At 32.2% G+C, this 15,136-nt stretch carries 13 protein-coding genes; 9 read left to right on the top strand and 4 right to left on the bottom strand.

What is annotated here, in order from left to right:
• Positions 1 to 154 precede the first annotated feature (154 nt).
• On the top strand, positions 155 to 1,834 hold the full coding sequence (locus CHRY9293_RS07690; protein ID WP_162032471.1) for a M23 family metallopeptidase: 1,680 nt from the start codon (positions 155 to 157) through the stop codon (positions 1,832 to 1,834).
• A 76-nt stretch (positions 1,835 to 1,910) separates the two neighbouring features.
• The gene (locus CHRY9293_RS07685; RefSeq protein ID WP_162032470.1) at positions 1,911 to 3,212 is read left to right on the top strand and encodes a phenylacetate--CoA ligase family protein; all 1,302 of its coding nucleotides are present in this window, start codon (positions 1,911 to 1,913) and stop codon (positions 3,210 to 3,212) included.
• A gap of 38 nt (positions 3,213 to 3,250) precedes the next feature.
• Here CHRY9293_RS07685 and CHRY9293_RS07680 read toward each other — a convergent pair whose 3' ends face one another.
• Complete coding sequence (locus CHRY9293_RS07680; RefSeq protein ID WP_162032469.1) at positions 3,251 to 4,489, bottom strand: NAD(P)/FAD-dependent oxidoreductase; 1,239 nt, start codon at positions 4,487 to 4,489, stop codon at positions 3,251 to 3,253.
• 100 nt (positions 4,490 to 4,589) lie between these two features.
• Between CHRY9293_RS07680 and CHRY9293_RS07675 the strand changes: the two genes are divergently transcribed.
• The 7 genes from CHRY9293_RS07675 (at position 4,590) to CHRY9293_RS07645 (ending at position 12,745) form a co-directional block, all read left to right on the top strand.
• Complete coding sequence (locus CHRY9293_RS07675) at positions 4,590 to 6,110, top strand: HAL/PAL/TAL family ammonia-lyase (RefSeq protein WP_185153202.1); 1,521 nt, start codon at positions 4,590 to 4,592, stop codon at positions 6,108 to 6,110.
• A gap of 15 nt (positions 6,111 to 6,125) precedes the next feature.
• Complete coding sequence (gene fabG, locus CHRY9293_RS07670; RefSeq protein WP_162032467.1) at positions 6,126 to 6,857, top strand: 3-oxoacyl-ACP reductase FabG; 732 nt, start codon at positions 6,126 to 6,128, stop codon at positions 6,855 to 6,857.
• A 12-nt stretch (positions 6,858 to 6,869) separates the two neighbouring features.
• Entirely contained in the window at positions 6,870 to 8,093 is a 1,224-nt protein-coding gene (locus CHRY9293_RS07665; protein WP_162032466.1) for a beta-ketoacyl-[acyl-carrier-protein] synthase family protein, read from the top strand.
• A 4-nt stretch (positions 8,094 to 8,097) separates the two neighbouring features.
• Positions 8,098 to 8,352 (top strand): acyl carrier protein, encoded by a 255-nt coding sequence (locus CHRY9293_RS07660; RefSeq protein WP_122545978.1) that lies wholly within the window; start codon positions 8,098 to 8,100, stop codon positions 8,350 to 8,352.
• 174 nt (positions 8,353 to 8,526) lie between these two features.
• Positions 8,527 to 9,411: an LpxL/LpxP family acyltransferase gene (locus tag CHRY9293_RS07655; protein WP_162032465.1), complete on the top strand. Its 885-nt coding sequence runs from the start codon at positions 8,527 to 8,529 to the stop codon at positions 9,409 to 9,411.
• Between the two features lie 93 nt (positions 9,412 to 9,504).
• The gene (locus CHRY9293_RS07650; RefSeq protein ID WP_162032464.1) at positions 9,505 to 11,046 is read left to right on the top strand and encodes a phytoene desaturase family protein; all 1,542 of its coding nucleotides are present in this window, start codon (positions 9,505 to 9,507) and stop codon (positions 11,044 to 11,046) included.
• Complete coding sequence (locus tag CHRY9293_RS07645; RefSeq protein WP_394351025.1) at positions 11,033 to 12,745, top strand: C45 family autoproteolytic acyltransferase/hydolase; 1,713 nt, start codon at positions 11,033 to 11,035, stop codon at positions 12,743 to 12,745. The genes CHRY9293_RS07650 and CHRY9293_RS07645 overlap by 14 nt, the downstream gene beginning before the upstream one ends.
• 360 nt (positions 12,746 to 13,105) lie before the next feature.
• Here CHRY9293_RS07645 and CHRY9293_RS07640 read toward each other — a convergent pair whose 3' ends face one another.
• The 3 genes from CHRY9293_RS07640 to CHRY9293_RS07630 are packed head-to-tail and all read right to left on the bottom strand — an operon-like array spanning position 13,106 to position 15,135.
• A complete protein-coding gene (locus tag CHRY9293_RS07640; RefSeq protein ID WP_162032463.1) occupies positions 13,106 to 14,278 on the bottom strand; it encodes a DUF2062 domain-containing protein in 1,173 nt (390 codons plus the stop codon).
• 4 nt (positions 14,279 to 14,282) lie between these two features.
• Positions 14,283 to 14,759: a hypothetical protein gene (locus CHRY9293_RS07635; protein WP_162032462.1), complete on the bottom strand. Its 477-nt coding sequence runs from the start codon at positions 14,757 to 14,759 to the stop codon at positions 14,283 to 14,285.
• A 4-nt stretch (positions 14,760 to 14,763) separates the two neighbouring features.
• On the bottom strand, positions 14,764 to 15,135 hold the full coding sequence (locus CHRY9293_RS07630) for a 3-hydroxyacyl-ACP dehydratase (protein ID WP_185153201.1): 372 nt from the start codon (positions 15,133 to 15,135) through the stop codon (positions 14,764 to 14,766).
• Position 15,136: the final 1 nt, after the last annotated feature.

Raw genomic sequence — 15,136 nt, 5'->3', positions numbered from 1 at the left:
GACTCATTATAGATGAACTGTGATTGTAAATTGTCATTTTTTTGAAGGAGTTTTTCTAAAAAATTCAAACGAAATTGATGGTATAAAATTTTCTTTTTATCCTTTTATAACTCAAGAATTTTGTATATTTAAAATAACCATAAACTGTACTGGTATGAAAGCATTTTCTCAAATGATATTCATTGTTTGTTTCATCAATGGTGTTATCCTATTTGCTCAGAATAATTATCCTCAGAATTATTTTCGAAATCCTTTACATATTCCTATTCAACTAGCTGCTAATTTTGGAACGGTTCGTACCAATCATTTTCATATGGGACTGGATATAAGAACGAATAGCCAGGAAAATTTATCTGTAGTGGCAGCTGCGGATGGTTATGTAAGTCGAATAAAGATTGAAAGATATGGATTTGGAAACGCGATATACATTACCCATCCCAACGGATATACTACGGTGTATGCTCATTTAAATTCATTTTTTGATGGACTTGATCAATATGTAAAAGAAAGGCAATATAAAGATGAAAAATGGGAGCAAGATATTGTTTTGTTACCGAAACAATTTCCTGTAAGTAAAGGGCAATTGATTGCATTGAGTGGAAATACCGGAGGTTCTGCAGGGCCACATCTTCATTTTGAAATTAGAGATACGAAAACAGAAGAATGTATAAACCCTTTGCTTTTTGGTTTTGATGTTCCGGATCGAATTTCACCGATTATCAGTGGAATGTACTGGTATGATCGTCGTTTCAGTACTTATGAACCCGGTGCAAATGGAATTGCAGTAAAAAAAGTGGGAAATATGTATATGACTAATTTGATCCAGATAAACTCACCAGCGATAAGTTTTGGGATCAAAGCTATTGATAAGGCCAATCAAGGTTTTAATTTGGGAATTTACGAAGCGAAGTTATTTATGGATGGTCAATTAAAGTATAGTTTTAAAATTGATAAGGTTAGCTATGAGGATACACGCTATTTGAATGGATGTATTGATTATACAAAATTTGTACAAGATAAAATGAGTATTCAGCATTTGTCAACGCTGCCGGGAATGAAATTGGAACATTATAGTACGGGTTTGGATGGTATTATTAATTTTCAGGATAATGAAATTCACAATGTTGAAATTGTGGTAAAAGATATTAATGGAAATACGAGTCGTTTGGTAACAAAAGTTCAATTCACTAAAGCTTCTGAAAAGATTTCTTCTTACGGTACAACGATCAATGCTAATGAAGGAAAAACTGTGAAGACAGAAAATGCAGAAATCAGTTTTAGTAAAAAATCGTTTTATGATTCCATACATTTTAATATGTCTGAAAAGCCTGATGCTGAAGCCGCTTCAAATACAGTTATTTTACACACTATAAATATTCCGGTTCATGATAGCTACTCTTTAAAGATAAAGCCTAATAAAAAATTAAGAGATGAGGAAAAAGATAAAGTGGTTATGGAGTTGAATTATGGAAATGATAAGAATGTTATTAAAGGAAAATGGAATAATGGCTGGGTGGAAGGTCAATTCAATAGACTGGGGATTGTAAAACTAATAATAGATAATAGTTTGCCCTCTGTTTCTCCCAATTGGAAAGATGGAAGCCTTGTCAATGCAAGTTCTTTACGATTAAAAGGAGAAACGGCGGTCGGGGATATTGTTTCATTTCGTGCAGAATTAGATGGGAAGTGGCTTCGGTTTACTCGTGTAAAGAATGATTTTATATATGTTTTTGATGAAAAGTGTCCTAAGGGTTCAGGTTTGCAGACCTTGAAAATTGTGATTACTAATACAGCAGGAAATACAAATACGCAGACTTTCACTTTTCAACGGTAAAAGGGCCTATTTATTTTTGAATATATAAATCTTTTAATTTTAAATAAATAAATTTGTTTTCTAAAAATTAAAATCAGTGGAATTTTATCCATTAATCGAAAAAGCAAGTATTTCAAATATAGAAAAGTTTCAGGAGCAAAAGCTTCAGGAACTATTAAGATACCTTGAAAATCGTTCACCCTTTTATCAAAGACTGTTTAAGGAGAGTAATATCAATATTGTTGATATTCAGGGATTGGATGATTTAAGGAAGATTCCTGTTACTACAAAAAATGATTTACAGCAATATAATCTTGATTTTTTTTGTATACCGGCTAACAAAATTGTGGATTATAGTACAACATCCGGAACTTTGGGAGATCCTGTAACTTTTGGATTGTCTGATCCTGATCTTGAAAGATTAGCTTATAATGAAGCTATTTCATTTGCCTGTGCAGGAGTTCAAAAAGGAGATGTTGTACAAATGATTACGACAATTGATAAAAGATTTATGGCAGGACTGGCTTACTTTTTAGGCTTAAGAAAAATGGGGGCAAGTGTCATTAGGATGGGTCCGGGAATCCCCGAATTACAATGGGACTCTATCTTTAGGTATAAGCCTAAATATCTGATTACAGTTCCTTCTTTTTTATTGAAAATGATTGATTACGCAGAGAAATATGGTTTAGAATATCAAAATACAAGTGTCTACGGAGCTATTTGTATTGGTGAAAGTATAAAAAATCAAGATTTTACAGATAATATTCTTGCAAGAAAAATTAAAGAGAAGTGGAATATTAAATTATTCTCAACCTATGCTTCTACTGAAATGAGTACTGCTTTCACGGAATGTGAATTCCAAATTGGTGGGCATCATCATCCGGAATTAATTATTACAGAGATTCTTAATGAGAATGGCAACCTTGTTAAAGAAGGTGAGTGTGGAGAGTTGGTGATTACCACGCTAGGAGTGGAAGCTATGCCTTTGCTAAGATTTAAAACAGGAGATATTATGAAAGCTCATTATGAACCTTGTCAATGTGGAAGAAATACCATGAGGTTAGGTCCTGTTATTGGTCGTAAGCAACAAATGATAAAATATAAAGGGACAACTTTATATCCTCCAGCTATGAATGATATTTTAAATGATTTTAATAATATTTTATGCTACCAAATTATCATTCAGTCTAATGAGATAGGATTGGATGAGATTATTATTAAGTTAAGTAAAGGAGAAGAGGATGAGTTTTTTGAGAATGAGATAAGGGATCGCTTTCGTGCCAAATTAAGGGTGAGTCCAAAGATAGAAATTATAGATTTTGATGTTTTATCTAAAATTGTATTTAATCCAAACAATAGAAAGCCCATTACATTTGTAGATTTACGATTTCCATCATAAGTTTCGGCGGCCAAAGGCCGCCGAAACTTATGATGCTTTTATTGTTTCTCCAATTTAATCAGATTAGCAAGGTTTTTAATTACAGTATCATGTTTTCTAACAAATGGATTGTCTTTATTCCAAACATAACCTGCTAAAACAGCACATATTTTTCTTTTAATATCTTCATTTGCGGGTTGGTGAAAAAATAGTTCCTGGAGATTGCCTGTATACCATTCTTTTATATAGGTAGTGAAGACATCTACTCCATATAATATATAATCTGCATATTCTTTTTGCCAATCAATTTTTTCTCTATTCAACTGTCTTAAGGTTAATTTTGCAGCCAGCATTCCTGATTCTGTAGCGAAAGCCATTCCCGATGAAAAAACTGGATCTAAGAATTCGGAAGCATTTCCTGTCAAAGCAAATCCCTCTCCAAATAAGCTTTTTACTGAGCAAGAGTAATCTTTGAGATGTTTGGGTTCAAAAAGAAATTCTACATTTCCAAAACGTTTTATATAGTAATCTGAGAGAGAAATCGCTTTTTTTAATGCATGGGCAGTATTCTTATTTTCAAGTAGTTTATCAATGTATTCGGTGGGGCCAACAATTCCTAAACTTGTATTTCCATTAGAAAAAGGAATAACCCAAAGCCAAACTTCGGTTTCTATAATATCAAAAGAGATTAAAGTTCCTTCCGTTCCTTCTTCTCTGTTACGATCTTTTACATGAGAAAAAATAGCAGAATGTGGAGAAAGCTTTGAGGGCTTTTCCAGATCTAGGAGGCGGGGTAAGACTCTTCCGTAACCACTTGAATCAATGACAAATTTTGCGTGAATTTCTTTTGCTTCTCCATCTTTACTTTTTACTGTTGTGATAGAGTTTGTTCCGTCGAATTTAATATCAATAACTTCTGTTTCAAATTCAAGATCAACTCCTTTATTAATAACTTCCTGTGCCAATGCATGATCGAAATCACTTCTTGGAACTTGCCATGTCCAGTCCCAACCCTCTCCAAATTTATCACTGAAATCAAAGATGCATACCTCATTCCCTCGAAGAAAGCGGGCGCCAAGTTTTTTTTCAAACCCGACTGTGTGTAAAGCAGGTAAAAGTCCGGCTTCATCAAAATGATCCATTACTCTTGGAATTAAGCTCTCGCCAACTACCAATCGTGGGAATTTTGTTTTTTCGACTACTTTTACGTTGATATTATTCTTCTTTAAGTATGAAGAAGATACGCATCCGGAAGGTCCAGCTCCGATTACGAGAACATCAACAAATTCGTTGCTCATCTTTGATTTTTTATTTTAATAATAACTTCTATCTTTGCCACAAAATTAATGACAATTAATTTAATATTTTACAAATTTTATATTGTATTAGGTTTAATTGATGAAAATAGATAACTTTTTAAAACTGAAAGACTTCCAAAAAGTCATTGTGAAAAATGAAAAAATAGAACTGGATAACTCACTTTTAGTCAGGATTAATAAAAGTTTTCAGTTTTTGAAAGATTTTTCAAAGAATAAAATCATATATGGTGTAAACACAGGGTTTGGACCCATGGCACAATTTAAAATCCATGATGAAGACACTCAGCAGTTACAATATAATTTAATAATTAGTCATTGTTCGGGAATGGGGAATCTTTTACCGGAAGAAGAGGTTAAAGCTTGTATGTTAGCAAGATTAAATACCTTATCATTGGGTAACTCGGGTGTCGATGAATCTGTTGTTTTTTTGTTGAAAGAGTTAATCAATAGGAATATTATCCCTTTAGTATTTGAGCATGGAGGAGTAGGGGCAAGTGGTGATCTTGTTCAACTTGCGCATTTGGCTTTAGTATTGATTGGGGAAGGAGAAGTCTTATATAAAGGAGAGAGAAAATCAACAAAAGAAGTTTACAAAATAGAAGGTTTAGAGCCTGTTAAAGTTGAAATTAGAGAAGGTTTGGCTCTAATGAATGGAACTTCTGTGATGTCTGGGATTGGAGCTATTAATACTTACAAGGCAAATCAGCTCATTGATATATCGATTAAACTTTCTTGTGCAATTAATGAGATTGTTCAGGCTTACGATGATCACTTGTCAGAGGCTTTAAACGGAACAAAAAGGCATAATGGGCAACAAAAAATTGCAGAAAAAATGCGTGCGCACTTATCGGATAGTAAATTGATTAGAAAGAGAGAAGATCATTTGTATAATCATTTTGAAGAAGAGGAAACAGTCTTTAAAGAAAAAGTTCAAGAGTATTATTCGTTAAGATGTGTACCTCAGATAATAGGTCCTGTTTTAGATACTTTAGAATATACAGAAAAAGTCCTTGAAAATGAGATAAATTCTGCTAATGATAACCCAATTATTGATTTTCAAAATCAACAGGTCTATCATGGAGGAAACTTTCATGGAGATTATATTTCCTTGGAAATGGATAAGCTTAAAATAGTCATTACTAAACTTACAATGCTTGCCGAAAGACAGTTGAATTATCTTTTAAACTCTAAAATAAATGAAATTTTACCCCCTTTTGTAAATTTAGGAAAGCTAGGTTTTAATTTTGGTATGCAAGGTGTACAGTTTACAGCTACTTCTAGCACGGCAGAAAGCCAAATGTTATCTAATTCTATGTATGTCCACAGTATACCTAACAATAATGACAACCAGGATATAGTAAGTATGGGAACCAATTCGGCGGTGATCTGTAGAAAAGTGGTAGAGAATGCTTTTGAGGTATTGACTATTGAAGCAATTACGATTGTTCAAGCTATTGAATATCTGGGGTATCAAGATAAAGTATCTTCTGCAACAAAAGAATTATATAATGAAATCAGAAGCATAGTACCTTCTTTTTCGGAGGATATGGTGATGTATCCTTATTTAGAGGAGGTGAAAAAATATTTTAAGGGAATATAATTAAAAAATTGATATATGAAATGTGCAATCATAACGGGAGGATCTAGGGGAATTGGCAGAGCCATTTGTATAAAGATGGCTGAAGAAAAAAACTATCATATATTGATTAATTATACTTCCAATGAAGTTGCAGCCAGAGAGACTTTAGCTAAAGTTATAGAGCAAGGTGCAACGGGTGAAATACTAAAGTTTGATGTGGGAAATTTTGAAGAAGTACAAAATGTTTTAACAAACTGGCAGGAAGAAAATCCTCAGGCAGTTGTAGAAGTTATTGTTAATAATGCAGGGATTACAAAAGATGGCCTATTCATGTGGATGCCTCGTGAGGACTGGAATAATGTAATCAATACAAGTTTAAATGGTTTCTTTAATGTGACTAACTTTTTTATACAGAAACTGCTTCGAAATAAATACGGAAGAATTATCAATATGGTGTCAGTATCCGGTGTTAAAGGTACTGCTGGGCAAACTAATTATTCTGCAGCAAAAGGAGCTTTAGTGGGAGCTACTAAAGCACTTGCCCAAGAAGTAGCAAAAAGAAATATTACGGTGAATGCAGTAGCACCAGGGTTTATAAGAACAGATATGACTCAAGAGTTTAATGAAGATGATCTTAAGGCGATGATCCCGGCAAATAGATTTGGAGAAGCTGACGAAGTGGCCGATTTAGTTGCATTTTTAGCTTCTAAAAAAGCGTCTTATATTACTGGAGAAGTAATTAATATTAACGGAGGAATTTACTCATAATCAATATTGGAAATGAAGGAAAGTAGGGTTGTCATTACCGGAATGGGAATTTATTCTTGTATTGGAATCTCTTTAGATGAGGTTAAAGAGTCACTATTTAAAGGGAAGTCGGGGATTATTTTAGATGAAGAAAGAAAAGGATTTGGATATAGGTCTGGACTTACAGGCTATGTTCCTAAGCCGGATTTGAAAAGTTTACTTAATAGAAGACAACGTATAAGCATGGGGGAAGAAAGCGAATATGCTTACCTTGCTACTGTGGATGCTCTAAAGCAAGCCCAAATTGATCAAGATTTTCTCGATACTAATGAAGTAGGAATTCTGTATGGGAATGATAGCGTTTCTAAAGCAGTAGTGGATGCTATAGATGTTGTAAGAGATAAAAAAGATACCACATTGATGGGGTCTGGAGCTATCTTTAAATCAATGAACTCAACCGTTACGATGAATCTTTCAACCATTTTTAAGCTACGAGGAATCAATTTGACGATTAGTGCAGCGTGTGCTAGTGGATCACATTCCTTGGGTTTAGCTTATTTAATGATTAAAGGAGGCTTACAGGATATGATTGTATGTGGAGGTGCTCAGGAAACTAACTCATATTCAATGGCAAGTTTTGACGGCTTAGGTGTATTTTCTGTGAGGGAGGATAATCCAACAAAAGCTTCTAGACCTTTTGATTCTCAGAGAGATGGGTTAATTCCAAGTGGAGGAGCTGCTACTTTAATTGTGGAAAGCTTAGAATCTGCACAAAGAAGAGGTGCTCATATTATAGCGGAAGTGGTGGGCTATGGTTTCTCTTCCAATGGAGGCCATATTTCAACCCCTAATATTGATGGTCCTGCATTAGCTATGAGCCGAGCTTTACAACAATCGGGTCTCACCACAAAAGATATTGATTATATTAATGCTCACGCGACTTCCACACCTATTGGTGATGCTAATGAAGCAAAAGCAATTTTTGAGATCTTTGGAGGAGAAGTACCTGTAAGCTCCACAAAGTCTATGACAGGTCATGAATGCTGGATGGCTGGAGCAAGTGAGGTCATTTATTCAATTTTGATGATGCAAAACAACTTTATTGCTCCCAATATTAATCTGGAAAACCCTGATGATGAGGCTAAAAATATAAATTTAATCGCTGAAACGAAAAATCAAAAAATTGATGTATTTTTGTCAAATTCTTTTGGGTTTGGGGGAACCAACTCTGCATTAATTGTTAAAAAATTTGATTAAAAAGATGGAAAGGGAAAAAATTGTTGCTATCGTTAATGATTTTTTGATCAATGAGTTTGAGGTAGACAGAGATGAAATCAGCAATGAAGCAAATCTGAAAAAAACGTTAGGACTGGATAGTTTAGATTATATTGATTTAGTGGTTGTTATTGAATCTAATTTTGGTGTGAAGTTAGGGGAATCAGATTTCAAGCAAATGGTTACTTTTGATGATTTCTACACTGCTATTGAAAATAAAATTATAGAGAAAGGCATTTAGTTTCAAATTGACTAAAACAATGAGCCAATACATTTCTACTTTAATTTTTTTATTGGAAATGTTATAGATAGGGTATTGGACAAATTCTAAATATTTTACAATAAAAAGAAATAGTTATTAAAATAATATAATGACTATAAATCTATATATTGATAAATAGTTTCAAATGTTATCATGAGTAAATGGGATGGTAAATCTAAAGGTACAATACTAGGATACAAAATATTTGTTTGGTGTATTAAAAACATAGGGATCAGGAGCTCCTATTTTGTACTTTATTTTGTTGCCACATACTATTTTCTATTTTTAAAAAGAAGTAATCAGTATATATATTATTATTTTTATAAAAGGCTACATTTCAATTACTGGAAATCAAAAATTGCGATCTTCAGAAGTTATTTCACTTTTGGACAGATTTTAATTGATAAAACTGCCATTTCTGCCGGATTAAGGGATCAGTTTACGTATGAATTTGACGGAATTGAAAATCTGAAAGAACTCTTGAAAGAAAATAGAGGAGGCGTTTTAATTAGTGCTCACATTGGTAATTTTGAAATTGCTGAATATTTTTTTGCAGATATTGACTTCAAATGCCAAATTAATTTAGTTACAACAGATCAAGAAGTAACTGTTATTAAAGAATATTTAGAAAGTGTTGCGAGTGAAAAGAGCAATATTAAGTTTATCAATATTAAAGATGATATGTCTCATATTTTTGAAATTAATAATGCTTTAGTAAAAAATGAACTCATTTGTTTTACTGGTGATCGTTATTTTGAAGGCTCAAAATATTTAGAAGCAGACTTTCTAGGAGAAAAAGCAAAGTTTCCTGCCGGACCTTTTCTAATAGCTTCTAGGCTTGGAGTTCCCGTAGTGTATGTGTATGTAATGAAAGAAAAAGAGCTTCATTACCACTTATATGCCAGACAAGCACAAGGTTTCAAAAAGAGAGATTCGCAGGCTTTATTACATTCATATGTTCAAAATCTTGAAGCAATGATCAAAAAATATCCTTTTCAATGGTTTAATTATTTCGATTTTTGGGATGATATTGATTAATTTTTTTAATTTTAGGTCAGAAAACTAAATAGCCCTGAATACCTGAAATTTAGAGAAGAATATTCTATGTCTGTGTAACATATAATTTCTCTTTTGAAAAAAAATTATGACATACTTATAATAGGTAGTGGTTTAGGAGGCCTCGTTTCAGCCCTTATTTTGGCAAAAGAAGGATTGAAAGTCTGTGTGTTAGAGAAAAATAACCAGTATGGAGGCAACTTACAGACCTTTTCACGGAATAAATTAATTTTTGATACCGGAGTTCATTATTTGGGAGGGCTTTCCAAAGAGCAAAATCTATATTGGTATTTTTCTTATTTGGAAATAATGAGGGATCTTGAACTTGAGCAAATGGATTCTCATGGATATGATAAAATATCTTTTGATAATGATCCATTAGAATATCCCCATGCTCAGGGACATGAAAACTTTATATATCAGCTATCACAATTTTTTCCTAATGAAAGGAAGAATTTAGAAAAATATTGTAAAGAAATTCAAAATATATGTAGTCGATTTTCACGATATAATATTGTAGGTGAAGAAACCGATTATGAAGACATTCTATATCTCAATACTAAAAGTTTTATAGAATCAATAACAGATGATAAAACGTTACAATCAGTTTTACTAGGATCCAATTTTTTATATGGAGGAGACTCTGAAAATGCACCACTCTATGTTCATGCTTTGACAATAAATTCCTATATACAGAGTGCTTATAAATGTATTGGAGGGGGTAGCCAGATTTCTAAACTTTTGATTCGTAAACTGAGGGAATACGGTGCAGATATCTATAAACGTTCTGAAGTTTCCGAATTGGTTTTTGATAAAGACAATATATTGAGGTCTGTAAAAATCTGCTCAGGGAAAGAGTATTATGCAAAACAATTTATTTCAAATGTAGATATTCGTACTACTATTACATTAGTAGGAGAAGAGAAATTTAAAAAATCTTTTCTGAATAGGGTTTTTAGTTGGAAACCTGTTTCATCATGTTTTAGTGTATATTTAGTTTTAAAACCTCAAAGAATATCTAATTTTAATTATAATGTTTATCATTTTTCGTCCGAAGAGCTCGTGTGGAATGCTACACATTATGACGAAGACAAGTGGCCTGAAATGTATATGCTTTCTTCTACAAAATCGAAAGAGTATTTTGGCTTTGCAGAAAGTTTAACCGCTATTTCTTATATGAATTTTGATGAGGTTAGAGCTTGGGAAAATACAATAAATACTGTTGTAAATGAACACGAACGGGGCGAGACTTATAAAAAATTCACACAAGAAAAAGCTGAAAAAATGATTTCAGCCCTTGAAAAGAAAATTCCTGACCTAAGAAAGTCTATTAAAAGGGTATATACCTCTTCACCACTTTCTTATCGAGATTATATTGGAAGTTTTGAGGGAAGTATTTACGGTTATCTTAAAGATTCTGAAAACCCCATGAAGACGATGGTATCTCCACGTACAAAAATTAACAATTTATTTTTAACGGGTCAATCTGTTACTATGCATGGAGTATTGGGAGTCACAGTAGGAGCATTTAATACTTGTGCCGAAATAGTAGGAAAGGATCTGATTAATGAACGTCTTAGACAAATGATTAATCAAAATATAAGTGATAAAAAATAATTTAGAAAATAAAATCCAAATTCAACAATATAGGATAAGCTTTGTACTTATTCTACCTCTTATATTTTTCCTTTTTTCTTGTGGAGTGAGAAAATCAATTCATCATTTACCGGGTATAAATCAGTATTCTTTAGAAATTCCAAAAATTAATATAATTAATGATTCTACTTTTAGTTATGGTCAAAATTATCTGACAAAAAATAAACAACAACTTTGGGAGCTTTATATTCAAGGAAATCCTTTACAGTTAGGGTATAATAATGGAGCATTAACACAAAGTTTGATGCTAAGGCAAGAAGAAATTTTCTTTTCCAAAGTAGAGAGTTTTGTGCCTTCCAAATTTAAACAGAAAATATTAGGGAAATTTTTGAAGTGGTATAATAGAAAAATGTACCTCAATGTTAGAGATGAATATCAGGTTGAATTATACGGCCTTTCTCAATATTCATCAAAAAAATATGATTTTATAGCTCCTAGATATCTAAGAAATCTATATTTACATGGAGCGCATGATATTGGGCATGCCTTACAGGATTTAGCTATTGTGGGATGTACGTCACTTGCGGTTTGGGATGCTAATTCTGAAAATGGAGAGCTTTTAATAGGGCGAAATTTTGATTTTTATGTCAATGATGAATTTGCAAAAAATAAAGTAGTTGAGTTTGTAGAACCAAATGAGGGTATTCCTTATATATCGGTAAGTTGGCCAGGAATGATAGGCGTAATTTCTGGAATGAATAAAGAGGGAATTACGGTTACCATTAATGCAGGGAAATCTAAAATACCATTAGCTGCTAAAACACCTGTTTCTTTAGTAACAAGAGAAATTTTACAATATGCAACCAATATTGATGAAGCAATTACCATTGCAAAAAAAAGTAAAGTTTTTGTTTCAGAATCCATTCTCATAGGAAGTGCCCACGATAGAAATGCTGTTATTATTGAGATATCACCTAATAATTTTGGATTGTATCATGCTAAAAATTCAAGTAAAATTTTTTGTACTAATCATTTTCAGTCTGAGGCTTATAAAAATGATAAAATAAACCAAAAACATATTTTAGAAAGTCATTCAGAGTATAGATATAAAAAACTTGGGGAGCTTTTAGAGGAATATAAAGAATTAAATCCTGAAAAAATGGCAGCTATTTTAAGAGATCAATCGGGATTAAACCATAGAAGAATAGGCTATGGTAATGAAAAAGCTATAAATCAACTTCAAGCTCACCATTCAATTATATTTTCACCAGAGAAAAAATTGGTTTGGGTTTCTTCAAGTCCCTACCAATTAGGTGAATATGTTTGTTATGATTTGAATATAATTTTTTCGGAAAAGAGATTCCAAAATGGAGAGCTTGCTAATTCATCTATGAATATATCTCCTGATCCTTTTATTGATTCCCAAGAATTTGAAGATTATAAAGAATGTAAAGAAAAAATGCTTGAGGTTGAAAAAGCGACCGATACTAAGGGGCAATTTTTATCGGATCAATATCTTAATCACTTTAAAGCATTAAATGCTGATTTTTGGAAGGTTTACTTTGAAACCGGAAAGTATTATTATAGCAAAAAAGAATATCAGAAATCAAAGATAGAGTTTGAGAAGGCTCTTACTAAAGAAATTACAACAACTCAAGATAAGACTACTATAGAAAAACACCTCAATAAAACGTTAAAAAAAGTAAAACTAAAGAAATGATGTCAAAGAAGATTAAATTACTATTGTACGTGCCTTTTATTATGATTTTATGTTATTCTGTGCTGCTGCTCAGAAGATATAATTCTTTTTCGAAACTTTTAACTATTCATGAGTATAGCAATAAAATTGATAGTTTCGGAAACATAATATTACTTCTCCTTCCTATTGTATTGAATCTTTTTTTTGTGATTTTTGTCTGGAGATTAATCAAAAGTCCGGATAAATTAATAGCCAATTACATTGTTAGAGTAGAAAATGAACCTAAACTCTATTATAATGTTCAATTAACATTGGTTGTATTATCTATATTTTTTACGGTAATTACAACAATATTATTATTTGCAGGCTTTGTTTAAATTGTTAATTATTTTCTGTATCCAGTTTATTTAAGAAGAGTAAAACTGCTGTACCAGAGAGTATTGACATTACGGTAGCGAGAATTAAACTTCCAATTATGTATTGGAAGAGATGGTTCTTGATCAGTTGAAAGTTCAGCTCTTGAGATAAAATATTACTATTACCGGATACAAAAGGAGTTCCTAAAAATAGAGATGCAGCAATAATAAATGGAATAAAAGGAGGTAAGCTTATATTAGAAGCCAAAAATGCGAGAACTTTATTAAGCTTGAAAAGAACAGCTAATGATATCACAAGTAAAGTCTGAAATCCCCAAAAAGGAGATAATCCTATAAATATCCCTAAGGCAATAGAAAAGGCTTTTGTACGGTTTGTTCCATCGCTTTCTAATATATCTTCTTTTAGAAATTTTTTAAAACTTTTTTTTTGGAAGTTATTCACAAAGTTTCTTGGAATAATGTAAAACAAGGTAATGATTACTAAAATGGTATTTAGGATACTGATGCGGGTAAAATCTTTGAAAGGTCTAAAATGTGAAACCCTTTCAAGAGGATCATATAAGACTTTTACAGGCACATTTTTTACAGGAATATGGTTCCAGGCAGTTCTTACAATGATTTCAATTTCAAATTCAAATTTTGGAGTAAAATATTTTTTGGGTATTCTGAGAAGTGGATATAATCTATATCCGGATTGAGTATCCTCAAGCTTAATTCCTGTCTCGAACCAAAACCAGAAATTGGAGAACTTATTTCCAAAACTGCTTTTTTTGGGAATACCATCCTGAGTCATGTTTCTTTTTCCAATAAATAAGGTATCTTCTTTTTCTTTGAAAAGAGCATCAATGAATACCGGAATATCTTCTGGGTAGTGCTGTCCGTCAGAATCAATTGTTATGGCATAATTAAAGCCTTGTTCGATTGCTTTTCTAAACCCAAGTTTTAATGCGTTTCCTTTTCCTTTATTTTGAGAAAGTGTAAGGGTTGTAATTTGTGAATAATGATCTAAGATTTGGGATGTGGAATCTGTAGAACCATCATTAACGACAATAATATGAGAGGTATAATCTAATATTCCATCAATTATTTTTTTCAGTGTCTTTTGATTATTATATGTAGGGATTACAATGCAAACTTTTTTTTCTGAAATTACTTTTTGGACTTCTATAGTGGTCATTGCTTTATTTTAAAGTTGCTTTTTCAGAAGCACTTATCGTTTTGGATTGCATTACAAATTGTTTGATATAGTTTTTAAGAGAAGTATTCTGCTGAGCATAATTATTGAAGATGAAGTTTTTATCTTCTTTTAAATTCCCTCGATATCCTACAATTTTTGGAAGGTTTTCCTGAATACTTAATCTTATGACTCTTAATTCTAGAATATTAGGATTGGATTTAATAAGGCGTTCCAAATTGGTAGCTCCTGTTTTCACCAATGATTTTCTGTTCTGTTTAGTAATTTTTGCCTGCATAATTTGTGCAGCCGCTTTATAGCCTAAAATTACAGGATCTGAATCCGTTTCTTTTTCTGCAATCGTAATAAAATTCTGAGTATTTGTAGCAGAAGAATTGGCTTTAGCATAGCTAGTTCTAATAGATTCCAGATTCGTTTGAAAGAAGAGTAAGAAAGATGCTAAGAAGGATACAATGAAGTTCATGGTGTCATTTTTTATAGTGTACTGACATTTTTAATGCAATAGTCTCGCCAAAGAGGGTGGTATTTTTTACTTTAATATCATCTCCATTTTCATCAATATCTAAATGTAAGGTCAGTTCTGGAGTTTCAAAAGGATTGATGATGGCCATAAACTTAACATTAGATGCAGATTTTAGGAAAAGTTGAGTTGAGGTAAATTCTTCCGTAAGCTCTTTTACTATTTGCATCATACAAACTCCTGGGGTCACCGGATTTCCAGGAAAATGGCCTTTAAAAATTTGATGGTCTTTATTTAAATAAATAGTAGCAATGAAGCCTCCTGATTCTTGTTTTTTGTAGGATTGTAGCGTGTAGAAATCAGTAAGAATGGTTTTCATT

This window comes from Chryseobacterium potabilaquae, from assembly GCF_902728265.1.
Lineage (GTDB): Bacteria > Bacteroidota > Bacteroidia > Flavobacteriales > Weeksellaceae > Chryseobacterium > Chryseobacterium potabilaquae.
Note: the sequence above shows the minus strand (reverse complement) of the source record. Positions and strands in the feature narration are given on the sequence as shown.